General features: G+C 65.7%; 23 protein-coding genes and 1 tRNA gene. 15 read left to right on the forward strand and 9 right to left on the reverse strand.

Going from position 1 to position 21,577, the window contains the following annotated elements; translation table 11 throughout:
* Window positions 1-136 precede the first annotated feature (136 nt).
* From MNBBLIKP_RS11185 to MNBBLIKP_RS11220, 8 genes are all read left to right on the forward strand, one after another.
* Complete coding sequence (locus MNBBLIKP_RS11185) at window positions 137-583, forward strand: hotdog fold thioesterase (RefSeq protein WP_254913011.1); 447 nt, start codon at window positions 137-139, stop codon at window positions 581-583.
* Window positions 580-1,296 (forward strand): SDR family NAD(P)-dependent oxidoreductase, encoded by a 717-nt coding sequence (locus MNBBLIKP_RS11190; RefSeq protein ID WP_088310342.1) that lies wholly within the window; start codon window positions 580-582, stop codon window positions 1,294-1,296. The genes MNBBLIKP_RS11185 and MNBBLIKP_RS11190 overlap by 4 nt, the downstream gene beginning before the upstream one ends.
* Window positions 1,296-1,913: a 2-hydroxychromene-2-carboxylate isomerase gene (locus MNBBLIKP_RS11195; RefSeq protein ID WP_088310343.1), complete on the forward strand. Its 618-nt coding sequence runs from the start codon at window positions 1,296-1,298 to the stop codon at window positions 1,911-1,913. Before MNBBLIKP_RS11190 ends, MNBBLIKP_RS11195 begins: the two co-directional genes overlap by 1 nt.
* Window positions 1,910-2,704, forward strand: a complete 795-nt coding sequence (locus tag MNBBLIKP_RS11200; protein ID WP_088310344.1) for an SDR family NAD(P)-dependent oxidoreductase — start codon at window positions 1,910-1,912, stop codon at window positions 2,702-2,704. Before MNBBLIKP_RS11195 ends, MNBBLIKP_RS11200 begins: the two co-directional genes overlap by 4 nt.
* The gene (locus MNBBLIKP_RS11205; protein WP_088310345.1) at window positions 2,701-3,015 is read left to right on the forward strand and encodes a hypothetical protein; all 315 of its coding nucleotides are present in this window, start codon (window positions 2,701-2,703) and stop codon (window positions 3,013-3,015) included. Before MNBBLIKP_RS11200 ends, MNBBLIKP_RS11205 begins: the two co-directional genes overlap by 4 nt.
* A complete protein-coding gene (locus tag MNBBLIKP_RS11210; RefSeq protein WP_088310346.1) occupies window positions 3,012-3,767 on the forward strand; it encodes an N-acyl homoserine lactonase family protein in 756 nt (251 codons plus the stop codon). The genes MNBBLIKP_RS11205 and MNBBLIKP_RS11210 overlap by 4 nt, the downstream gene beginning before the upstream one ends.
* Window positions 3,768-3,777: 10 nt before the next feature.
* Window positions 3,778-4,551, forward strand: coding sequence for an enoyl-CoA hydratase (locus MNBBLIKP_RS11215; RefSeq protein ID WP_088310347.1), 774 nt, complete (start codon window positions 3,778-3,780; stop codon window positions 4,549-4,551).
* Between the two features lie 195 nt (window positions 4,552-4,746).
* The gene (locus MNBBLIKP_RS11220; RefSeq protein ID WP_088310348.1) at window positions 4,747-6,087 is read left to right on the forward strand and encodes an aldehyde dehydrogenase family protein; all 1,341 of its coding nucleotides are present in this window, start codon (window positions 4,747-4,749) and stop codon (window positions 6,085-6,087) included.
* Between the two features lie 8 nt (window positions 6,088-6,095).
* Here the strand turns inward: MNBBLIKP_RS11220 and MNBBLIKP_RS11225 are convergent, their stop codons facing one another.
* Window positions 6,096-6,437, reverse strand: coding sequence for a winged helix-turn-helix transcriptional regulator (locus MNBBLIKP_RS11225; RefSeq protein ID WP_088310349.1), 342 nt, complete (start codon window positions 6,435-6,437; stop codon window positions 6,096-6,098).
* Window positions 6,438-6,539: 102 nt separating this feature from the next.
* Here MNBBLIKP_RS11225 and MNBBLIKP_RS11230 point away from each other — a divergent pair, with 102 nt between their 5' ends.
* Together MNBBLIKP_RS11230 and MNBBLIKP_RS11235 are read left to right on the forward strand one after the other, a co-directional pair.
* Window positions 6,540-6,950, forward strand: a complete 411-nt coding sequence (locus MNBBLIKP_RS11230) for an MAPEG family protein (RefSeq protein ID WP_088310350.1) — start codon at window positions 6,540-6,542, stop codon at window positions 6,948-6,950.
* Between the two features lie 11 nt (window positions 6,951-6,961).
* On the forward strand, window positions 6,962-7,564 hold the full coding sequence (locus MNBBLIKP_RS11235; protein WP_088310351.1) for a glutathione S-transferase N-terminal domain-containing protein: 603 nt from the start codon (window positions 6,962-6,964) through the stop codon (window positions 7,562-7,564).
* A gap of 258 nt (window positions 7,565-7,822) precedes the next feature.
* Here the strand turns inward: MNBBLIKP_RS11235 and MNBBLIKP_RS11240 are convergent, their stop codons facing one another.
* The 3 genes from MNBBLIKP_RS11240 to MNBBLIKP_RS11250 all read right to left on the reverse strand — a co-directional run bounded on the left by MNBBLIKP_RS11240 (window position 7,823) and on the right by MNBBLIKP_RS11250 (window position 9,545).
* Window positions 7,823-8,554 carry an enoyl-CoA hydratase/isomerase family protein gene (locus tag MNBBLIKP_RS11240; RefSeq protein WP_088310352.1) on the reverse strand — a complete coding sequence of 244 codons (732 nt, stop codon included), beginning with the start codon at window positions 8,552-8,554 and terminating at the stop codon, window positions 7,823-7,825.
* Between the two features lies 1 nt (window position 8,555).
* The gene (locus MNBBLIKP_RS11245; RefSeq protein WP_254913012.1) at window positions 8,556-9,395 is read right to left on the reverse strand and encodes an enoyl-CoA hydratase/isomerase family protein; all 840 of its coding nucleotides are present in this window, start codon (window positions 9,393-9,395) and stop codon (window positions 8,556-8,558) included.
* 74 nt (window positions 9,396-9,469) lie between these two features.
* Window positions 9,470-9,545 (reverse strand) — tRNA-Thr (locus MNBBLIKP_RS11250).
* 133 nt (window positions 9,546-9,678) lie between these two features.
* Between MNBBLIKP_RS11250 and MNBBLIKP_RS11255 the strand changes: the two genes are divergently transcribed.
* The gene (locus tag MNBBLIKP_RS11255; RefSeq protein WP_088310354.1) at window positions 9,679-11,355 is read left to right on the forward strand and encodes a putative bifunctional diguanylate cyclase/phosphodiesterase; all 1,677 of its coding nucleotides are present in this window, start codon (window positions 9,679-9,681) and stop codon (window positions 11,353-11,355) included.
* Here MNBBLIKP_RS11255 and queG read toward each other — a convergent pair.
* A complete protein-coding gene (gene queG, locus MNBBLIKP_RS11260; protein ID WP_254913013.1) occupies window positions 11,352-12,422 on the reverse strand; it encodes a tRNA epoxyqueuosine(34) reductase QueG in 1,071 nt (356 codons plus the stop codon). The genes MNBBLIKP_RS11255 and queG overlap by 4 nt on opposite strands.
* A 68-nt stretch (window positions 12,423-12,490) precedes the next feature.
* Between queG and MNBBLIKP_RS11265 the strand changes: the two genes are divergently transcribed.
* The 4 genes from MNBBLIKP_RS11265 to msrB all read left to right on the forward strand — a co-directional run bounded on the left by MNBBLIKP_RS11265 (window position 12,491) and on the right by msrB (window position 16,708).
* Entirely contained in the window at window positions 12,491-13,486 is a 996-nt protein-coding gene (locus MNBBLIKP_RS11265; RefSeq protein WP_088310355.1) for an ABC transporter ATP-binding protein, read from the forward strand.
* Window positions 13,483-14,706 carry an ABC transporter permease gene (locus tag MNBBLIKP_RS11270; protein WP_088310356.1) on the forward strand — a complete coding sequence of 408 codons (1,224 nt, stop codon included), beginning with the start codon at window positions 13,483-13,485 and terminating at the stop codon, window positions 14,704-14,706. The genes MNBBLIKP_RS11265 and MNBBLIKP_RS11270 overlap by 4 nt, the downstream gene beginning before the upstream one ends.
* Window positions 14,707-14,814: 108 nt before the next feature.
* Window positions 14,815-16,152: a cytochrome P450 gene (locus tag MNBBLIKP_RS11275; protein WP_088310357.1), complete on the forward strand. Its 1,338-nt coding sequence runs from the start codon at window positions 14,815-14,817 to the stop codon at window positions 16,150-16,152.
* A 64-nt stretch (window positions 16,153-16,216) separates the two neighbouring features.
* Window positions 16,217-16,708: a peptide-methionine (R)-S-oxide reductase MsrB gene (gene msrB / locus MNBBLIKP_RS11280; RefSeq protein WP_088310358.1), complete on the forward strand. Its 492-nt coding sequence runs from the start codon at window positions 16,217-16,219 to the stop codon at window positions 16,706-16,708.
* Here the strand turns inward: msrB and MNBBLIKP_RS11285 are convergent.
* The 4 genes from MNBBLIKP_RS11285 to MNBBLIKP_RS11300 are packed head-to-tail and all read right to left on the reverse strand — an operon-like array spanning window position 16,695 to window position 21,212.
* Window positions 16,695-18,470 (reverse strand): hypothetical protein, encoded by a 1,776-nt coding sequence (locus MNBBLIKP_RS11285; protein ID WP_088310359.1) that lies wholly within the window; start codon window positions 18,468-18,470, stop codon window positions 16,695-16,697. The genes msrB and MNBBLIKP_RS11285 overlap by 14 nt on opposite strands.
* The gene (locus tag MNBBLIKP_RS11290) at window positions 18,467-18,877 is read right to left on the reverse strand and encodes a GtrA family protein (protein WP_088310360.1); all 411 of its coding nucleotides are present in this window, start codon (window positions 18,875-18,877) and stop codon (window positions 18,467-18,469) included. The genes MNBBLIKP_RS11285 and MNBBLIKP_RS11290 overlap by 4 nt, the downstream gene beginning before the upstream one ends.
* Window positions 18,878-18,881: 4 nt before the next feature.
* A complete protein-coding gene (locus tag MNBBLIKP_RS11295; protein WP_088310361.1) occupies window positions 18,882-20,489 on the reverse strand; it encodes an NAD(P)/FAD-dependent oxidoreductase in 1,608 nt (535 codons plus the stop codon).
* Window positions 20,490-20,537: 48 nt separating this feature from the next.
* Complete coding sequence (locus tag MNBBLIKP_RS11300; RefSeq protein WP_176399747.1) at window positions 20,538-21,212, reverse strand: PilZ domain-containing protein; 675 nt, start codon at window positions 21,210-21,212, stop codon at window positions 20,538-20,540.
* Window positions 21,213-21,577 lie beyond the last annotated feature (365 nt).

Genomic DNA, 21,577 nt, shown 5'->3' on the forward strand with positions numbered 1-21,577 from the left:
CCCGGCGTAGCCGGGTCGGAGGGGGAGCGCCGCGCGCCGCAAGCCCCCTCCGCCTCGCCCCGCTCGGCACCTCCCCCAGAGGGAGAGGATTTCTGGGCTATTTACACCCGCCCTCCACCCTGCCTATCAAGTTGCGATGAGCAACGAGATGATCTGGTGGGGCGGCGAGCTGCCCGAGCTTGAACTGCTGACCCGGCTGGGCACCAAAGCCCTGCCCGAACGCCTTGGCATCGAATTCGTTGATTGCGGGCCGAACTGGATCAAGGCGCGAATGCCGGTGGATGAACGCACGCACCAACCGTTCGGACGGCTGCACGGCGGAGCCTCGGTCGCGCTGGCGGAAACGATCGGGTCGATGGCGGCGAGCTGGTGCATCGACCGGGACAAGCACGTTGCCGTCGGCATGGAAATCAACGCCAACCACATCCGCCCGGCCTATTCCGGCTGGGTCTATGCCACGGCCCGGCCCGAAGCGCTGGGCCGCACTACCCACGTCTGGTCGATCCGGATCGAGGACGAGGCGGGCAAGCTGGTGTGCATTTCGCGCTTCACCGTGGCGGTGATCGCGCAGGACCGCAAGTGAGCACGGTGCGCGGTTCGGTCGCCGTGATTGGCGCGGGTGACTATATCGGTGCGGCGATTGTGCGCCGGTTTGCGGCAGAAGGCTTCGCGGTCCACGCCGGCCGCCGCAACGGCGAAAAGCTGGCCCCTTTGCTGGGCGGCCATGTTACCGGACGCTCGCTCGACGCGCGCGAGCCGGAAGATGTTGCGGCATTTCTGGCCGAGGCTGAGGGAATCGCTCCGCTGGCGCTGGTGGTGTTCAACGTCGGCGCGAACGTGCAGTTCCCCTTGCGCGAAACCACTGACCGGGTGTTCCGCAAGGTCTGGGAAATGGCCTGTTTCGCCGGGTTCGTGACTGTGCGCGAGGCGGCGCGGATCATGGGCGCGCGGGGCGAAGGCAAGATCTTTGTGACCGGAGCCACGGCGGGCCTGCGCGGCAATCCTGGCTATGCCGCCTTTGCCGCAGCCAAGGCAGGGCTGCGCGCCGTGGCGCAAAGCGCTGCGCGGGAACTATGGCCACAGGGGCTGCATGTTGCCCATCTGGTGATCGATGCGGGGGTCGATACTGCCTGGGTGCGCGAACGGATTGCCGAGCGCAGCGGCGGGGCAGAGATCCCGGACGACCTGCTGATGCCGCCCGAGGCAGTGGCCGATGCCTACCTCGCGCTTTACAACCAGCCAAAGGCCGCCTGGACGTTCGAGCAGGAAATCCGGCCGTACGGGGAGAAATGGTAATGCCGCGCGAGATTGCCTTCCTGTTCGATTTCGGCAGCCCCAACGCCTATTTCGTCCACCGCGCCCTGCCCGCAATTGCAGCGAAGGGCACGGTCAGCTTCCGCTATCAGCCGGTGCTGCTGGGCGGGGTGTTCAAGGCGATCGGCAACCAGAGCCCGATGCAAAGCTATGGCCATATCGGCGCGAAAGTGGCCTATGACCGGCTGGAAATGCAGCGCTTCATGGCTGCACATGGCATCGACAAATTCGTGATGAACCCGCATTTTCCGGTCAACACCCTGCTGATGATGCGCGGCGCGGTGGCTGCCGAAACGCTGGGCTGCGCGCGGGCCTATAACGAGGCGATGTTTGCGGGCATGTGGGAGCAGGGGCTCAAGCTTGACCTGCCCGACGTGTGGGAACGGGTGCTGACTGGCGCCGGACTGCCCGCCGGGCAATTGGGCGAACTGGCCGCTGATCCGGAAATCAAGGGCAAGCTGGTGGCCAATACCGAAGCCGCCGTGGCCAGAGGCGTGTTTGGCATTCCCACTTTCTTCCTGGGTGAAGACATGTGGTTCGGTAAAGACCGTCTGCGCGACGTGGTCGAGGCGGCGGAGCAAATGGAGACACCAGCATGACCGACTATCCCCTGCCCTACAATTCCAGCGACCTGACCGGCCGCGTCGCACTGGTCACCGGGGCGAGCTCTGGCCTTGGCGCACGCTTCGCCCGCGTGCTCGCGGCGGCGGGGGCCAAAGTGGTGCTGACTGCGCGGCGGATCGACCGGCTGGAAGCCCTCGCTGCCGAGATCGAAGCGGCGGGCGGCGAGGCACTGGCGGTGCGGATGGACGCGACCGATGCTGCATCGCTCATCGCCGCCGTTGCTGCGGGCGAGGCGCGGTTCGGCACGATCGACATCCTGATCAACAACGCCGGGATGCCCGATGCCCAGCGCGCCCACAAGATGAGCACCGAACTGATCGATCAGGTGCTGGGGGTCAACCTGCGCGGGCCGTGGATCCTGGCCTGCGAAGTGGCGCGCCGGCTGATCGCGGCCAAGCTGCCGGGGCGGATCGTCAACATCAGCTCGGTCGCGCATTTCCGCTATGACGGCGGCGGCGCGGCGCTCTATGCCGTGACCAAGACCGCGATTGCCCGGATGACCGAGGCGCTGAGCGTGGAATGGGCGGCCTATGGCATCAACGTCAACGCCATCGCGCCGGGCATGTTCGTTTCCGAAATGACCGACGGCATGTTCGAACGGATGGGCGGCAACCCCGCCCCGCATGTCGCGCGGCAACGCATTCCGGTGCCCGAACAGATGGATTCGACCCTGCTCTATCTGGTCGCGCCCGCCAGCGAATGCGTGACCGGCGCGGTGATCCGGATCGATGACGGGCAGAGCAGCACGGTGCGGCTGCGGCCATGAGCTATCTCGCCCTGCTGCTGGCGGGGATGCTGCTGTGCAACGGCATTCCGCATGTGGTTGCAGGCCTGCTGGGCCAGCGGTTCTTCACGCCCTGGACCCCGCCGGGCGGAACAAAGCTGGCCTCGCCGGTGCAGAACTTTCTGTGGGGCGCGGGCAATCTGCTGGCGGGGCTGTGGATCGTACGGCACTTTGACAGCCAGAATGTGCCGCACGGGGCGATGGCGGCCGGGCTGGGCTTTCTGGCGGCGGGCACGTTCCTGTCCGGCCACTTCGCCAAAGGGCTGGAAGTGCTGCGCAAGGGCGGGAAATGACCGAGGGGGTCACGCTCTATGCTTTCAACTGCGGGTGGTTCCAGTGCCGCCCGGGCTATTTCGTTGAAGGGGATGAAGGCGATTACCTGCGCGGGCCGGTGCCCAGTTATCTGATCCAGCACCCCAAAGGCCGCGTGCTGTTCGATACCGGCATGGGTCTGCGCTATCGCCGCGAACTGGCCGATGCCCTGCCCGCCAACAAGTTCGGGCTGCAATGGTTCGAAGGGATGGACATTGCCACCCGGCTGAAAGCAATCGAAGTCGATCCCGCCAGCATCGACTGGATCGTCAATTCGCACCTCCACATCGATCATTGCGGCGGCAACGCCTTGCTCCCCAATGCCCGCGTGATCCTGCAGCGCCGCGAATGGGAAACCGCGCAGGCGACGCAGGAGCCAGGGCTGTACGAGGCGCAGGACTATGACACTGGCCAGCCGATCAAGCTGATCGATGGCGAGCATGACCTGTTCGGCGATGGAGCCGTGCGGATCGTCCCGACCTGGGGCCACACCCACGGCCACCAGAGCGTGATCGTCAAGCTGGCCAAAGGCGATGTGCTGCTGGCAGGCGACTGCTGCTATACCGAGCGCAACCTTGATGTGATGGTCCTGCCCCGCGCCACGGCCGACATCGAACAGGGCATGCTGACGTTCGAACGCCTGGCCAAAGCGCGGGCGGGTGGCACGCGGATCTTGTTTGGCCATGATGGCCGACAGTGGGCCACCATTACCGAGAACATTCCTTTCGAATGAGGACAAGACAATGCTCGTAACGATCGAACGCGACGGTCCGGTTGCCGTGGTCACCATGAACCGGCCCGAGGCGATGAACGCCCTGTCACGCGGCCTGCGGGCCGAACTGGCGGCGGCGATGGAGCAGGTGAATGCCGATCCGGACGTGCGCGCCGTGGTGCTGACCGGGGCGGGAACGCGGGCCTTTACCGCCGGGCTCGACCTTAAGGAACTGGGCGCCGAAGGGCTGGGCGCGGCCAATGCCGAGGATGCGCTGGCCAATCCGGTCAAGGCGATCGAGCTGTGCCAGAAGCCGGTGATCGGGGCGATCAACGGGGTGGCGATCACCGGCGGGTTCGAAGTGGCGCTGGCTTGTGACGTGCTGATCGGGTCAGACAATGCGCGATTTGCCGATACCCACGCCCGCGTCGGGATCATGCCGGGCTGGGGGCTGTCGCAAAAGCTGTCGCGCCTGATCGGGATCAGCCGCGCCAAGGAACTGTCACTCTCGGGCAATTTCCTTGATGCCCAGACCGCTTGCGCCTGGGGCCTGCTCAACCGCGTGGTACCGGCCGACCAGTTGCTGCCCACCTGCAAACAGCTCGCCCAGGACATGGCCAGCGCCGATCCGCGGATGGTCCAGGCCTACAAGGCGCTGATCGACGAAGGCTTTGCGCTGCCGTTCGGCGAAGGCATGGCCCGCGAACACGCTCACAGCTCGGCCGCCAATGCCCAGGTCGACAAGGGCGAAGTCGAGGCGCGGCGGCTGGCGGTAATGGAACGCGGACGCACCCAAAACGGCTAGCGCGGCGCGCGGACGATTTGAACTCCAACTTCAAAAAACCGCTCATGCTGAGCTTGTCTGATACGGATCTTGCGCGAGCCGCAGCGATTCGATTTGTCAGTATCACTTACCAATTGACCGCAAGCCCCACATGCGACAATTCCTGCCTGCGAGCTGCCGCATCACCGGCGGCACACACAGGCAGGACCATAGCGCATGACCGATACCCCCAACGCCGCCCCCGCTGAACTGGCCCGCGTATTCGCGCTGCAACAGGCCCACCAGTGGGAAGTCAAGGCGAGCAGCGCGGCCGAGCGCAAGGCCAAGCTCGCCCGGCTCAAGGCGGCGGTGGAAAGCCACACGGATGCAATCATCGCCGCCGTGCTGGAAGATACCCGCAAGCCCGAAGGCGAAATCCGGGTGACCGAAGTGCTCAACGTCACCGGCAACATCCAGCGCAATATCGACAATCTCGATGCCTGGATGACCCCGACCGAGGTTACTCCCTCGCTCAACCCTGCTGACCGCGCAGAGATCCGGTACGAAGCGCGCGGCGTGTGCCTGATCCTGGGACCGTGGAACTTTCCGCTCGGCCTTACGCTTGGCCCAGTCGCCGCGGCGGTGGCGGCGGGCAATTGCTGCATGGTCAAGCTGACCGACCTGTGCCCCGCCACCGCCCGCGTCGCCGCCAGCATCATCCGCGAGGCGTTTGACGAAAGCGAGGTCGCGCTGTTCGAAGGCGATGTCAGCGTCGCCACTGCGCTGCTCGACCTGCCGTTCCACCACATCTTCTTCACCGGCAGCACCCGGGTGGGCAAGATCGTGATGGCGGCGGCGGCCAGGCATCTCGCCAGTGTCACATTGGAGCTGGGCGGCAAAAGCCCGGTGATCATCGACCACGGCGCGGATATCGACAAGATCGCCGCCGATCTGGCGAATGCCAAACAGTTCAACGGCGGCCAGGCCTGCATCTGCCCCGATTACGTGTTCGTGCCGCCGGCCGATCAGGACCGGCTGGTGGCCGGCTTCAAGGCCAATGTCGCCAAGAACCTCTATGGCGAGCAGGGCGCGATCAACAAGGCGGCCATCGCCCAGATCGTCAACCGTCCCAACTTTGACCGGGTCAAAGGCCTGTTCGACGATGCCGTAGCCCAGGGCGCGAGTGTGGCGGCGGGCGGCGTGCTCGAAGCAGATGACCTGACCGTCCATCCCACCATGCTGACCAATGTCACCCCGCAGATGAAAATCCTGCAGGAAGAGATCTTTGCCCCGGTGCTGCCGGTGATGACCTATGACAGCCTCGAACAGGTGATCGGCTACATCGCAGCGCGCGACAAGCCGCTGGCGCTGTACATCTACAGCGACAACGAAGACACCGTCGAACGCGTGCTGCAACGCACTTCATCGGGCGGGGTCACAGTCAACGGCGTATTCTCGCACTACCTTGAAAACCAGCTGCCGTTCGGCGGGGTCAACCACAGCGGCACCGGCAGCTATCACGGCTATTTCGGGTTCAAGGCGTTCAGCCACGAACGCGCGGTTTACCGGCACGGGTAGAGCACAAATCAGTCCGCGCCGGGCAAGGCGTGGTCGCTGCCCCATTGCATCAGCGCCTGCAGCACCGGCGCCAGCGTGACCCCGCGCGGCGTCAGGCTGTATTCCACGCGCGGCGGCACTTCGGCATAGACGCGGCGCGCCACCAGTCCGTCTGCCTCCAGCTCGCGCAGTTGCTGGGTCAACGACCGCTGGGTGATCTTGCACAGCAAGCGGCGCAGTTCGCCAAAGCGCTTGGTTCCTTCAAGCAGGCGGAACAGAATCACGCCTTTCCACTTGCCGCCAATCAGATCCAGCGTCGCTTCCATCGGACATTCGATCACACGATCGGCGGCGTGACGCTGTTTTCGCATCGGTTTTCTCCATTAGTATCAAATCAGGTACTATATGCGATATTTCTGCGTACTTTCGCAATTTAACCCGAAAACCTATGAACCAGGCAAAGGAGATTATCCATGCTGTTTCAACAATCGCCTATGCTGTTCTGGTTGGCCCTGACAATCGCCTTTACCGGCGTACTGTGGGTGCCCTACATCGCTGAACTGCTGCTGCACCATGGCCCGATCCAGGCGCTGCGTGATCCGGACGGGGTGATCGCCCATGGTTCCGCCTGGGCCCAGCGGGCCAAGCGCGCGCATTACAATGCCATCGAGAATCTGGCCTTGTTCGCGCCGCTGGCGATCCTGATCCACCTGCTCGGGCTGGAAACGCCGCTGACCGGCACCATGGCAATGGCCTATTTCGGTTTCAGGGTCGGGCACTATGCGGTTTACACGGCGGGGGTGCCATTCGTGCGGACCGGCTTGTTCCTGGGCGGCTTTGCCTGCCTGACCGTGCTGGCGCTGCAACTGTTCGGCCAGCTGTGAAAGGTGTCGCGATGAAGCTGTTCTATTCCCCGACATCCCCGTTTGCACGCAAGGTGCGAGTGGTCATGGCCGAGCGGCAGCTGGGCGGGATCGAACTGGTTACGGTCAGTCCGTTCGATCTGCCGCCGCAACTGCTAGCCGCCAATCCGCTGAGCAAGGTTCCGGCCTTGCTGCTGTCCGATGGCAGCGTGCTCTATGACAGTCCGGTGATCTGCGAATATCTGGACGGACTGGGCCTTGCCCCGGCGCTGATCCCGCCAGCTGGCCCCGCCCGCTGGACCGTGCAGCGCCGCCATGCGCTGGCCGACGGGCTGATGGACACCACGCTCAGCCTTGCGATCGAGGAAAACCGGCGGCCGGAAAATGAACGCTCGCCGCAATGGATCAACCGCTGGGGCGCGACAATCCGGCGCACGGTGGATGCGCTGGAACAGGAATGCGACTGGTCGGGCGATCCGGTCGATATGGGCCAGATCGCCATCGCTTGCGCACTTGCCTATCTGGACCTGCGCGCCGCCGCGCATGTCACTTGGCGAGCGGGTGCGCCACAACTCTCCGAATGGTTCGCGGCCTTTGCCCGGCGTCCCTCGATGCAGACAACCATTCCGGCGTGAACCGCGCCGGGATGGGCAAGGCTCCCGCTCCCGAAAAACCATTTTCCTACATCGCCGCACTTTGTCACACTGCACGCCGGGCTTTCCAGCGGGGGACCCTGCGCTCTTTGACAGTCTGAATCCCCCCTTCCCGCGGCCTGTTGAAACAAAGCCGCTGAAAAGTGCAAATCTGTCACCCTTTTCGGCGTAACATCCTGTCAGATAGCGATAAATCAGGGTGACACAGTTTCCCGATCTGTCACCTTTGTCCGGCCCGTGTCACCCGAACTGCCCCGCCACCCGCGCGGCGAAATCTGGCCCCACCCCGGCGCTGTTGGCGATCTCCCAGGCGAGGCCAGCTTCCAGCGGCAGGTCGGCCTGCGCGCGGTACAGCGCCTTGTAGGCCAGCACCGAATGGCGGCTCTGCCCGGCGATCGCCTCGGCCATGGCCGTGGTCCGCTCCGCCAGTTCGGCATCGAGCACGCACACATTGGCCAGCCCGATCCGTGCGGCTTCCGCGCCGCTCACCGGCAGGCCGGTAAAGCTCATTTCGCGCGCCTTCCATTGGCCAACCCGGCGCGGCAGGCGCTGGCTCATCCCCCAGATCGGGACCAGCGCGAATTTGCCGTGGGTATCGGCGAAGGCGGCGCTTTCCCCGGCCAGGATAATGTCCCCCGCCAGCGCGAGTTCCAGCCCGCCGGTAAAGCACCCGCCCTGCACTGCAACGATCACTGGCTGCGGCAGGTCCGCCAGCCGCTTGACGATCGATGACTGGTAATGCGCGCGCGGTGCCGCAAGTCCGCGCTCCTTCAGGTCATTGCCCGCGCAGAACACCGGGCCATTGGCGCGCAGCACGACCACGCCAATCGCCTCACCCAGGGCCTCGATCGCCGCCAGATGCGCTTCCAGTTCGCCCCACAGCGCCAGATTGAGCGCATTGCGTTTGTCCGGCCGGTTGAGCGTCAGCGTGGCTATGCCGCCCTGCCGTTCGAATTGCACCAGTTCCGGCATCTCAGCGATTCTCCCAGTTGGGGGGGCGCTTTTCGAAGAAGGCGCGGCGCGCCTCGGCCGAATCCGCCGTCTGGCCAAGCATGATCTGCTGGCGGTCCTCCAGTCCAAAGGCGTGCTCCATCGAAGCCGCATCAATGTTGAGATTGAGCGCGTCCTTGGTCAGCCGCAGGCCCATAGGCGAAGTCAGCAGCATTTCGTCCGCCAAGGCCAGCGCTTTGCCCAGCAGATCCTCATGCGGCACCACTTCGCTGATCAGCCCGCAAGCCAGCGCCTTGTCCGCAGTCATGAACTTGCCGGTCAGCAAGTATTCGCTGGCCACGGAAGAGCCCACCAGCCGTGGCAGGAAATAGCTCGCCCCCATGTCGCAGCCGCCCAGGCCGATCTTGATATAGGCCGCGTTCATCCGCAGGTCCGGCGCGCCATAGCGCACGTCGCTGGCCAGCAGCAGCGAGAAGCCGCCGCCGCAGGCCGGGCCCTGGGCGCAGGCGATCACCGGCTGCGGGCAGCGCCGCATCGCCTGCATCACCGCCGCGATCATCCGCTGGGTCCGCCACGACTGGTGGATCATCCCGCCGTCCGGATCATAGTTCCAGCCCGCCAGATCGAGCCCGGCGCAAAACGCCCGCCCCTCGGCCCGCAGCACCACCACGCGCACATCGTGCCGGGCTTGCAGGCCAGTGAAATAGTCGAGCAAGGCCTGGATCAGCGGCTCATTCATCGCATTGAGCCGGTCCCCCCGGTTCAGGCTGACCACCTCTACCGCGCCCCGGCTTTCCACCGTGATCACCTGCTCGCCCATCATCCACTCCTCTGGCCCGATCCACCCAATTGGCCGCCCCACCCCCAGCAAGGCAAGCCCCTTCGCGCCCGGATGGAGCGAATTTCAGGTTCTGGCGGGAGCTGGCGGGAAAGTGGTGGTGCCGCTTACAGGATTCGAACCTGTGACCCCATCATTACGAATGATGTGCTCTACCGACTGAGCTAAAGCGGCATGCCGTTGGCGTGGTAGCGGGCGGTCGCCTAGCTTGCGGGGGGCGGGCAGTCAATCTTTGATCGTTGGGAGTGATCCTTTCGCGGCGGGCGGCAGGCTGGTATGCCGGGCGGGGCAGAGGGACGAACGAGGGATGAAAGTGCGGCGCGGGCAGAGCAATGCGGGGCGGGGCAGCAGCCTGGCCGGGGGGCTGGCCTGCGCAGCGCTGACGCTGGGCGGGCTCGCCGTGGTGGCAATGGCGCCGGGGCAAGGCGCGGGCCGCTGGGCCGGGGTGGCCATGCTGGCGCTGGCTGTGCCCGGCTGGGCGCGGCTGATCTGGCAGGGGCTGATAGCGGCGCCGCTGCACGCACTGGAGCAGGCGCTGGAACGGCTGGCGCGCGATGAGCTGGACCAGCCCTGCGCGCCGCTGCCGGGGCGGCGCTTTGCCCCGATGGGTCTGGCGCTTGAGCGGGTCCGCGCACGGCTGGCCGAACGCCGCACCTTGCTGGCTGAGAACCGCTACAATGCCTATCTGGCCCAGCACGACGGACTGACCGGGCTGCCCAACCGGTTGCAATTCGCGGTCCAGATCGATGCCGAGATCGCCGCAGCGCAGGCCCGGGGCGGGCGAGTGGCGGCGGTGATGATCGACATTGACCGGTTCAAACATATCAATGACCGGTTCGGGCACGAAGCCGGTGATGCCGTGCTGCGCGGCGCGGCCAGCAGCGTTCAGGCAGTGCTGCGCAGCGGCGAGGGGCTGGCACGGTTCGGCGGGGACGAATTCGCCGCATTCAAGCGGCTGGACGGCGGCGCAGACGAGCTTGAAGCATTCCTGAGCCGGATCGAGGCCGCGCTGTGTGCGCCGATCGACAGCCACGGCGCAACGATCCGCCCGCAAGTCAGCATCGGCTATTCGCTCTGGCCCGAAGACACCACCCGGCGCGAGCAGCTGATCAACAATGCCGACCTGGCAATGTACCGCGCCAAGGCCGGGCGGGCGCGCAAGCGGCTGCGCTATGATCCCGAAATGGACGAGCGCGCGCGGCGGCGCGGGGCATTGGTCGATGAACTGGCCGGCGCGGGCACCCGCGGCGAGCTTAGCGTGTTCTATCAGCCGCAGCACCATGTTGATGGGACGCTGCTGGGCTATGAAGCGCTGCTGCGCTGGACCCACCCGCAGCTGGGCGCGATTGGCCCAGCCGAATTCGTGCCGCTGGCCGAGGAAACCGGATTGATCCACGACCTGGGCAACTGGGTGCTGAACGAGGCGTGTCACGCCGCGATGCAGCTGCCGCCGCTGCTGTCGATGGCGGTCAACGTATCGGCCGTGCAACTGGCCGATCCTGCGCTGCCGCGGCGCGTGCGCGCAGCACTGGCCACCAGCGGACTGGCCCCGGCGCGGCTGGAGCTGGAGATTACCGAAACCGCGCTCGCCGCCAACCGTGACCGCGCGCTGGCGGTGCTGGCCCAGCTGCGCGCACTGGGGGTGCGAATCGCGATCGACGATTTCGGGGTCGGCTATAGCTCGCTCGATACGGTCAGCGTCTATCCGGTCGACAAGATCAAGATCGACCGCTGCTTCATCCATGATTTCGTCACCCACCGCGCCTCGCGCTCGCTGGTCGCGGCGATCATTTCGATCGGGCAATCGCTGGGCGTGCCGGTGCTGGCCGAGGGGGTGGAAAGCGAAAGCCAGTTGGCGCTGGCGCGCGAGCTGGGTTGCAACGCGGTGCAGGGCTTTCTGTTCGGCCAGCCGCAGCCGCTGGCGCTGATCCTGGCGCTGGGGCAGGCCGGGGCGCTTGGGGCGCGGCGGCGGTGGACGGGTTAGGAACTTAGCCGCATTTCCGCCCACTTCGCGGCATCGGCCACAGCCTCGTCCGGATCGCCGAGCAGCGCGCGGACCGGCGCGAGCAGTGCAGCGTCCCCGCTGTTGCCCGCCGCGTAGAGGCAATTGCGCACGAACCGGCCGCGGCCCACCCGCTTGATCGGACTGCCCGAGAACAGCGCGCGAAAGCCGGTGTCATCCAGCGTCAGCAATTCGGCCAGGCGTGGCGCGGTCAGTTCGGCGCGGGGGAGCAGGGCTTGCTGGGTCTGCGCAGCCTGGGCGAACTTGTTCCACGGGCAAACTGCCAGACAATCATCGCAGCCATAGATCCGGTTACCCAGCGCGGCGCGGAATTCGAGCGGCACCGGACCTTTGTGCTCGATCGTCAGGTAGGAAATGCAGCGCCGCGCATCGAGCTGGTAGGGCGCGGGGAAGGCAGCGGTCGGGCAGGTGCGCTGGCACGCATCGCACGAACCGCAGCGGTCCCGCCCCGGCGGATCGGGTGCGAAAGCCAGCGTGGTATAGATCGCCCCGAGGAACAGCCATGAGCCGTGATCCTGGCTGACAAGATTGGTGTGCTTGCCCTGCCAGCCCAGCCCGGCGGCCTGCCCCAGCGGCTTTTCCATCACCGGAGCGGTATCGACGAACACCTTGACCCCGATCTCGCCCAGCCCGCGCCGCGCGGCCTCTGCCACCAGCCAGCGGGCCAGCGCTTTCAGGGCTTTCTTGACCACATCGTGATAGTCGCGGCCCTGGGCATAGACCGAGATCCGGGCGCGGTCGGGATGGCCTTCCAGCGCGAGCGGATCGGCGGCGGGGGCATAGGACATGCCCAGTGCGATCACGCTCTGCGCTTCGGGCCAAAGCCCCTGCGGGCTGCGGCGGTGGTGCAGCCGGTCTGCCATCCACTGCATCTGCCCGTGCCTGTCTGCATCGAGCCACTGTTCCAGCCGCACGGCGCGCGCCGGGTCTTCCCTCGCCCCCGCAATCCCGCACGCGGCAAAGCCCAGCCGCGCCGCTTCCACCGCAAGATCCTGCCGCAGCGTTGCAATTTCGCCCGCGTTAACCAAACTTCCTGTTGCCCTTCTTCATCGCTGGCCCATTATCGCGCCGGTCCATGAAACCAAGGGAATGGCAGATGGGGAGCAGCGCGGCAACGTCGGTGCAGGATGGGCCGGTGCAGGGATCGGCGGAGCGTCCGCTGGCGATCGAGGCGCGCGGGCTGATCAAGCGGTTCGATGGCTTCACGGCCGTGGACGGCGTGGACCTGTCTGTCCCCGAAGGTTCGATCTATGGCATTCTTGGCCCCAACGGCGCGGGCAAGACCACCACGCTGCGGATGCTGCTGGGGATCATCGACCCGGATTCGGGCCTGCGCCGCATTCTGGGGCATGACCGCCCGCACGAAGTGGCCCACACCATCGGCTATCTGCCCGAGGAACGCGGGCTCTATCCCTCGATGAAAGCCTATGAGGCGATTGCCTTCATGGGCGCGCTGCGCGGGCTGCCGCTGAATGAAGGGCGCCGCAAGGGCAAGGAACTGCTGGAAGCGCATGGCCTGGGCTATGCGATTGACCGGCAGATCCGGCAATTGTCCAAAGGCATGGCGCAGCAAGTGCAATTGCTGGGCACCTTGGTCCACGATCCCCGGCTGGTGGTGTTTGACGAGCCGTTTTCCGGCCTCGACGCGCTTAATCAGGGCAAGCTGGAAAAGATGATCCGGGGACTAGCGGAAAAGGGCACCACGGTGATCTTTTCGACCCACGTGATCGCCCATGCCGAACGGCTGTGCGACGAAGTGGCGATCATCGCCGGAGGCAAAGTGCCCTTCGCCGGGCCGGTTGACGTGGCGCGCGACCGGATTCGCCCGCAAGTGCGGCTGGAAACCCGCGCGCAGGACGGGGCCTGGCGCGCTGCCCTGCCACAGGACGCGCGGCACGAGGGCAGCTTCTGGTATTTCTCGCTGCCCGAAACCGGGATCGAACCCTTGCTGCGTGCCCTGATCGAGGGCGAGGCGGGGATCCTTTCGCTGTCGATCGAACGCGCCGGGCTGCACGATGCCTTTGTCGCGATCGCTGGTGAAGCCGCAGCGCGTGCGCTGGAACTTGGCGGCGAAGAGGAGCGCAGCCAATGACCGGACGCCTTTCCACCTTGCAGGCCGCGATGGTGATCGCGCGGCGCGATTTCACCGCGATCCTGTTTTCGCGCAGTTTCTTCTTCTTCCTGCTGGGGCCGCTGTTCCCCTTGCTGGTCGGCGGGCTGGCCGGCGGGATCGGGCAACGTGTGCAGGATCACGCCGGACGGCCCGAACTGGGCGTGGCGATGTCAGCCAAAGATGTGGCCGCGATGACCGCCGCCTATCAGCGGCTGGCACCGCAGCTGAGCAACCTGCCGACACTGGTCAGCCTGGGCAATGGGCGCGAAAGTGAGGCCTTTGATGCCCGCGCCGCGCTGTCGGACAAGCGGCTCAACCTGGCCGCCGTGGTCACCGGCACGCCTGCGGCCCCGATACTGACCGGCCCGCAAGAGCAGATCGCGCGCTGGCAGGGCCCGGTCGGACTGATCGCGGCCGAGGCCATCGCGGAAAAGCCAAGCCGCTTTCCGGATGTGGCGCTGAGCCCGATCACCACCAAGACCACGGCCGATGAAACCCGCAGTCGGCTGGTCACCGCGCAGCTTGGCCAGACCGTGCTGTTCCTGCTGACCATGCTGCTGGCGGGGATGGTGCTGTCCAACCTGGTCGAGGAAAAGGGCAACAAGATCATCGAAATTCTGGCCGCCGCGATCCCGATGGACGCGGTATTCCTGGGCAAATTGTTCGCGATGCTGGCGGTCAGCTGGGTCGGGATCACTGTCTGGGGGCTGGCCGGGGGTGCGGTGTGGCTGTCATCGGGACACTCGCTGGCAGACTATCCGGCCCCGGCGGTCGGCTGGCCGGCGTTCCTGGGGCTGGGGGTGCTGTATTTCTCGATGGGCTATCTGCTGCTGGGATCGCTGTTCCTGGCGATCGGGGCCATGGCCAGCACCGTGCGTGAAGTGCAGACCCTGTCGATGCCAGTGACCATGCTGCAGCTGCTGAACTTCTTCTTTGCCAGCTTTGCCATGGCCCAGCCGGGCAGTGCGATCGAGCTGGCGGCGGCGATTGTGCCGTTCAGCTCACCCTTCACCATGCTGGCCCGCGCGGCGCAGCAGCCGGAATTGTGGACCCACGGTCTGGCGCTGGGCTGGCAGGCGCTGTGCGTTGCACTGTTCGTACGCGCCGGGGCCACGCTGTTCCGCCGCCGCGTGATGAAGAGTGGCCCGGCGCAGGGCGGGTCCAAAGGCGGCTTGCTGAAGCGCGCGTTTGCGCGGTAAACCGAGCGGATCTGCCGACCAACCACTATTGACAATTGAGTAAGTTAGAGCAGATAAGTTCGCAAAGGCAACGCATCCCGCCCGGATGTGTCAGAGAGGATTATGCCCATGGCCACCCAGCCGGTTTCCACCGATGCGCCCTTCACCTATCGCCGTTCGCCATCGGCTGAGGAAGCTTTTGCCGGGTGGATGAAGGAGCACGGCCACGAACTGCCGGTGCACAACCAGCGCTGGGACGTGTCCAATCCGCTGATCTACCGCGAAGACACCTGGGGCCCGATATTTGCCGAAATGCGCGCCAAGGCCCCGGTCCACCGGGCCGAGGGAACGCCCTATGGCGCGATGTGGAACGTGATCAACGTCGAGGCGATCCAGCATGTCGAATCGCTGCCCGAGATCTATTCCAGTTCGTGGGAACGCGGCGGGATCACGATTGGCGATCCGCCCAAGGACATCACGCCTGAACAGCTGGCCGAACGCCGCCTGCCGATGTTCATCGCGATGGACCGGCCCGAACACACCGGCCAGCGCCGCACCGTATCCGAAGGCTTCACCCCCAGCGAAGTCGCCAAGATGGAAGCGGAAATCCGCATGCGCACCGCAAGCGTGCTGGATAGCCTGCCGTGGGACGAACAATTTGACTGGGTGGACAAGGTTTCGATCGAGCTGACTACCGGCATGCTCGCGATCCTGTTCGGCTTTCCGTGGGAAGATCGCCGTCTGCTGACCTATTGGTCGGACTGGGCCGGGCACACCGAACTGGCCTTTGCCCGCGAACTGCACGATCTGCGCTGGTCGGTGTTTGGTGAAATGGCGCAGTATTTCAAGACGATCTGGATGGAACGGATGGGCCAGGCCCCGGGTCGTGACCTGATCTCGATGATGATCCATTCGGACGCGATGAACCACATGAGCCCGCAGGAATTCATGGGCAACCTGATCCTGCTGATCGTGGGCGGGAATGACACCACCCGCAACACCATGTCGGGCATCGTCCACGCGCTGCACAGCTTCCCCGACCAGCGCGCGCTGTTTGAAAGCGATCCTTCGGTGATCACCAACGGCGTGCAGGAATGCATCCGCTATGTCACCCCGCTGGCCCATATGCGCCGCACAGCGACGCAGGATACCGACCTGTTTGGCCATGCAGTCAAGGCCGGAGACAAAGTGGCGCTGTGGTACATTTCGGGCAACCGCGATGAAGCCGTGTTCGCCAATGCCGACAAGCTTGACCTGACCCGCGAGAACGCGCGGCGGCATGTCGCTTTCGGCTATGGCATCCACCGCTGCGTTGGCGCGCGGCTGGCCGAACTGCAGCTGCGGGTCCTGATGGAAGAGCTTCACGCGCGGCGGATGCGGGTCAATGTGACCGGCCGGGTCGAACGCACCCGCAACAATTTCGTCCACGGGCACACCCTGATGGAAGTGACCCTCTCGAAGTTTTGACGCGGCCGGTGTAACTTCTGCCCGGTAGCAAGCGAATGCGCGATGGATGACCGGGAGAACCAGCATGGACCAATCCGCTAACCTGCCGCGCCGGGCACTGCTGCGCTGGCTGGCCGCTTCGGCGGCGCTGCCCGCCATTTCCGCCTGCACCCCGGCCGAGGCCAGGGCCTGGCCGGTGCAGTTCAGCGATGCCGAATGGAAACAGCGGCTGACGCGCGAACAGTATTACATCCTGCGGCGAAAGGGCACCGAAGTGCCCGGCACATCCCCCTTGCTCAAGGAACACCGCAAGGGGGTGTTCGTCTGCGCCGCCGATGGCCAGCCGCTGTACAGTTCCGCCACCAAATATGACAGCGGCACCGGCTGGCCCAGTTTCTGGGCGCCGCTGCCCGGCGCGATTGCCACCTCGACCGATTACGAAGTGGGCTATCCCCGCACCGAAGTGCACTGCACCCGCTGCGGCGGGCACCTCGGCCACGTGTTCAGCGACGGGCCCAGGCCGACCGGGAAACGGTACTGCATGAACGGCGATGCACTGTTGTTCAGGGCCGGGTGACTTCCCACAGCATGAGTCCGCTTTCCTTGGGCAAGGGTAGCGGCTTCAGCCACACCGGGGCTTTTCCTTCCGCCAGTTGCGGCACGAAACCTTGCGGAGCGTTGCGGCGATAATTGCCCACTTCGATCAGCCCCGGACAGACCAGTACATAGCGCGCGTCATACCGGGCCAGCAGCGGGCGCGCCTGATCGGCGCTCTGAATCGAGGCGGCGATCAGATCGTGCATCGCGGCGGGCGCGCGGTGGTGTGCGGTGGCGACCACGCGGTGCGCGGTAAAGGCCAGCAGCTGCGGGCCGAGATCGATCTGGGTAAAGACCGTGCCTGCGGGCAGACGGGCGAGCGCCGGGGCGGCGGCGGGCAGATCGCAGATCTGCTGCGCGCCCAGATCGACCAGCGGCGCGGGCTTGGGCGCGGTCAGCTTGTTCAGGGCCAGCAAGGGCACCCCCGGCATGACCAGCATGGCCAGCCCCAGCACACCGCCGATCCGGCCCAGCGGGCTTTTGAAGCGATGCACCCGGCGATGCCATTCGCGCACCTGCCAGGCCAGCGGAACCACGCCGACCGCGCCCGCAAAAGCGGCGGAGCGGGCCACCATGACCGACAGCACGATCAGCCCGGCCAGGATCAGGGCATATTCACCCCAGAAGCGCCGCATCCACCCCGCGCTCTGCCCGCGCAGCCGCAGCGCGGCCCACAGGCCCAGCAGCGGCGGGAACAGCATCTGCACCATCGAATGGCTTTTCTGATACCAGATCGGCATGCCTTCAAAGACATTGCTGTACCAAAAGGTCCGGACCAGCGGATCGAGCGCGGCGAAGGGTCCGCGCGCACATTCGGGAGCCAGCGCCAGCAACATGGCAAGGCTGAGCGCTCCGACCCCGCCATAGGCCAGCAGCAGTCCGAAGCGCGGCACGCGCGGCAGCGCGGCAATCGCGGACGTGCCCATGGCCGCAACCACCAGCGCGCCCAGCCAGCCGGGCGAGACGGCATCGCAGTGCTGGGCCAGATCGGTCAGCCCATGAGTCAGCAAGAACGCGCCAAGCCCGGCCAGGGCGAGCGCCTGCAAGAACGCGGCCGGGGCCATGCGCTCAGCCGGATCATAGAGCGCGCGCAGCACCAGCACGGCGGCGAACAGCGCGGCGATCGGCAGCAGTTCAAGGCTGATGGTCAGCCCCAGCGCGAGCGCGAGGCCTGCAAGCCAGCCGGCCTTGCGGCTGGTCCGCGCGGTCAGGGCGTTCATCGCGGCCAGCACGGCGACGATCTGCCAGCCGTGATGGTCAATCCTGAGCGGCTGGACCTGCGCCGTGACCGGCGAGGACAGCGCGAGCAGCACCGCAGTGTAATAGATCAGCTGCATATCGGCCACGCGCCAGGCCAGCCGGGCCGCCAGCAGCATGGCCGCGCCCAGCGTGAGCAAGGGCACCACGACCATCGCAGTCTGTTCGGCCAGGGCCGGTCCCAAGAGCGGACGCAAGGCCAGTTGCAGCGCCCAGAGCGGGGCATCGACCAGCCGCGACCAGTGCATCAGCATGCCCTGCGGCGGAGCGACCCGGTATTGGTGAAGATCCCACCAGCCCTGCCCGGCAATCAGATCGCGGACCTGGACCATGCGCAGCGTATCGTCCGGATCGGGCAGCACCATACCCCGGATCGCCGCCCATTTGGTCGCCACGAAAATCGCGCAAATGATCAGCCAGACCAGAGCGACGCGCAGCATCAGGTCTGCGGTAAAGCCGGGCCTGCGGCGTTCGATAAAGCTCACGCCGCCGGGTCCGGGGCGCGGAAGATCAGCTTTTCGCGCAGCAACCAGGTGGCGGTGAACGACACCGCGATCGCGGCCAGCTTGGCCAGGCGCGGATCGATGCCAAGCGACGTGCCCGTGCCGACGATCCCGGTGGTCAGCGCCAGTCCGAACAGTGCGGACATCACGAACAGTGCCTTTTGCCGGGTCCGTTCGGGCCCGCGGTCAGCGACCCCCTGGGTAAATACGGCGCGGCTGGAGAGCAGCCAGTGCGCGACGATCCCCAGCGAATAACCAGCCGCCGCCGCAGGGGCGGGTGGCACCTCAAGCTGCAGCAGCAGCAGGAACGAGCCCAGATCCACCCCCAGCGCCACCCCGCTGGCAGCCAGATAGCGCAGCAGCACGATTTCGGTGAGACGGCGCAGCATGGCGTCAGGCCGCGTCGCGCTTGTCCGCCGCGATCCGTTCGGGCACTTCGCGCAGCGATGCCAGCGCCGCGGCCTGATCCTCGCTCACTTCGCGCCGCGCGGTGGGCAGCGCGGCTTCGGCGCCTTCATCCCCCGCTTCGTGGTATTCGGCGTCTTCGTTGACGCACCACACGTCATAGACACGGGCTTCGGCGAGGATATTTTCCGCCGTCAGCATCGCGGTCATCATCGCGTGGTCCTGATTGTTGTAGCGGTGCATCCCGTTGCGCCCGACCATGTGCAGTGTCGGATGGGCCGCTTCCAGTTCGTGGCGCATCGCCGCGACGTGGCGGGCATAGTCCTCGTCATAGACCGGATAGGCCTTTTCCTGCCGGACCACGACGCCGCCGATCACCTGTTCGGCCGAAACCAGCCCCAGGATCGCGAGTTCGCGGGTGGCCAGTTCGACCAGTTCGGCATCGGGCATCGACCACAGGCCGTCACCTTCGAAGCAGAAGTATTCGAGGCCAACGCAGGCCACGCTTTCATCGGGCACCATTTCGGGCGACCACGACCGGAAGTTCTGGATCCGCCCGACCTGGACTTTCGAATCGTGGATGTAGATCCAGTTGTCCGGGAAGAGATCATCACTGCGGATCTTGAGCGCGACAGTCAGGAAATCGCGGTAGCGCAATTGCTTGGCCTGCAGGCTGGTATCGGGCAGCGGGTGCAGCCGGGCGGCGAGTTCGCGCATCGGTGCCGAGCTGATCGCATGGCGCGCGCGCACCACCGTATCGCCGGAATCGTGGCTGGCAGTCATGCGCCAGCCGCCATTGCCATCGCTGGCCAGCTGCTTGAGCGCATGGCCCATCAGCACTTCGCCCTTGCCGGTGGCCAGGATCTTGTCACGCGCGGCATCCCACATCATGCCCGGCCCCAGCCGCGGATAGCGGAAGGTTTCGAGCAGGGTCTTGGTCTGCATCCCGTCATTGGGGGCCTTGTTCAGCCCCAGGCTGCGCTTCAGCCCATCGATCACCGCGCCCCACAGCGACAGCCCCTTGATCCGCTGCGCGGCCCAATCGGCGCTCATTTCATCACAGGGCATGCCCCAGACCTTTTCGGTGTAGGTCTTGAAGAAGATCGAATAGAGCTTTTGCCCGAACTGGTTGACGGTCCAGTCCTCAAAGCTTTTCACCCGCTTGTTCGGGAACGCCTTGGCCTTGGCAAAGCTGACCATGCACAGCGTAGAGCGCACGATCCCCAGGTTCCACAGCGCTTCGAACGCGCGCAGCGGGTAGGAATAGAATTTGCCCTCGTAATAGATCCGGCTCATCCGCGGGCGGCTGATGAAATCGTCGGGCAGGATCTCGTTCCACAGATCGACCACCTGCTTGCTCTTGGAAAAGAAGCGGTGCCCGCCGATGTCGAAGCGATAGCCTTCGTGTTCAACCGTGCGGCTGATCCCGCCGACATAGGTCTTGTCCTGTTCGATGATCGCCACGGAAAGCCCGGCCTTGGTCAGCAGGTAACCGGCGGTCAGCCCGGCAGGCCCCGCCCCGATAATCGCGACATCGACCTGGCGTTCACGCTGCGGCGCGGAATTCAGCGCCCCCGGATAAGCTGAAACGGACATCTTGCCCCCATTGGATTGACCAGGGCAGAAGTGAAGGAAAATGCCTAATCACTGGTTAACGCGCACCGCCTTTTGCGCAGGCGGGGGGGCATGGCTGCGGGTCTGGAGCTGGTGGACGATCAGCGCCAGCTCATCCATCCGGAAGGCTTCCTGAAACACCAGCCCATGCGCCGCGCCGCGCCGCCAGCGCACCCGCGCGTGGCGCTGGGGCAGGCCGGGGGCCTCCAGCCGGACCTGCTGGCCCAGCGCGAACCCGGGTTCGGCCTCAACCAGCGCGCCTTGCTGCGACAGGTCGCACAGCTGCCCAAGGCGGCTTGCCCCGCCATCGGCGGTTACCAGCACCGGCAGTTCCAGCCTGAGCCGGATCGAGCGTTTGGGGAACGGGGAGCTTTCGTCCATAAGCGCATGGACATCGATCGGCCCTTCGGCAAACCGGAAACCGGCATGGCCTTCGCGCTGCCACACGGGTTCCACCGCATAGCGATCGCCATTGCCCAGTTCGAGTTCGAATTGCGATGCTTCGGGTAGTTCGTGGAACAGCTTGGCCTTGATCCCGCTGGCCGAGGCATCGCGCAGGATACACAGGTATTCGCCCGCAGCCGACACCAGCTTGCCCGCGCGCAACAGCAGGGTAAAGCGCTGGGCGGCGCGCAGATCGGCAGCGGCCTGCGCAGCGGCATCGCCGTCCGCCTTCGCCTCCGCCTGCTTGCCCTTGCGCGCCATGCCAGTCTCCAGACCGAACCATGCGGGTCCGGCATGCAAGCTGGCTAAACGTTCGTGGCTAAATGCGGGATAAGCGGCGGTTAGGGGGAATTGCGCAGTCATGCCAACCTGCGGCCTCGCCCCGGTGGGGACGGCTGGGGCAAACGGTTGGGGAATGTGCCCGCCCGGCCACGGGAGCGGGCGGCCTGCGCGGTCGGAATGGTTCACGCAGAGGCGCAGAGGAAGAAAGGGAGGCGCAGAGGGAGTTTGCCGAGCCGTAGGCTCTTCCAATCATTTCGGTGCGGTTGGGGCCACCATTGGAGAGATGGGCGGCTGCGCCGCAAGCTCCACCTCTCTGCGCCTCTCTTCTGCCTCTGCGCCTCTGC

Source organism: Novosphingobium sp. B 225, assembly GCF_002198665.1.
In the GTDB taxonomy this organism is placed as follows: domain Bacteria; phylum Pseudomonadota; class Alphaproteobacteria; order Sphingomonadales; family Sphingomonadaceae; genus Novosphingobium.